A 667-nucleotide genomic window follows, 5' to 3' on the forward strand; every position below is an offset into this window, starting at 1 on the left:
ATAGTGGATTATTATGCTAGGCAATATGGTATTAAAAGTATTATAACTAGATTAGCTAATATAATAGGTGGCAGAGTTACGCATGGAGTAATTATTGATTTCGTAAATAAGTTAAAGAGTAACCCTAACGTATTGAAAATCTTAGGGAATGGAAAGCAAAGAAAAAGTTACCTTTACATAGATGATCTAATTGAAGCATTCTTCGTACTAGAAACTAGGGATAATAATACTTTTAATGTATATAATGTGGGAAATGAAGATTGGATTACTGTGGACGAAATAGCAAATATTGTTATGAGTGAGATGAACGTCAATCCTAAAATTATATATGAGGACGCAGGAGAAGGTAGAGGATGGCCCGGTGATGTGAGGTTTATGCTATTAGATATAACTAAGATAAAAAAGTTGGGTTGGAAACCAAAACTTACCTCTAAAGATGCAGTAAGAAAAGCGGTTAAAGATGTTTTAAATAAAAATTAAATACAAGAAAATATCCAATTTTTCAGCGTAACTCTGATTCTTCACATCTCAGAATTGCCGAGTATCATCATTTAAAAATTATTAAGTCACACAAACTAATTAGTATTATGCAGTTTAAAGTTATCGCAGATTATTTTGACAAATTGGAAAAAATTTCCTCAAGATTGCAATTAACGGCCTTACTCTC

General features: G+C 31.0%; 1 protein-coding gene. It reads left to right on the plus strand.

Annotated elements, in window-relative coordinates; translation table 11 throughout:
- The coding region (locus tag DMP16_RS10580) for an NAD-dependent epimerase/dehydratase family protein (RefSeq protein ID WP_143577252.1) at window positions 1–480 on the plus strand (480 nt) is incomplete at its 5' end.
- Window positions 481–667: the final 187 nt, after the last annotated feature.

It is taken from the genome of Sulfolobus sp. B1 (assembly GCF_007050195.1).
Lineage (GTDB): Archaea > Thermoproteota > Thermoprotei_A > Sulfolobales > Sulfolobaceae > Saccharolobus.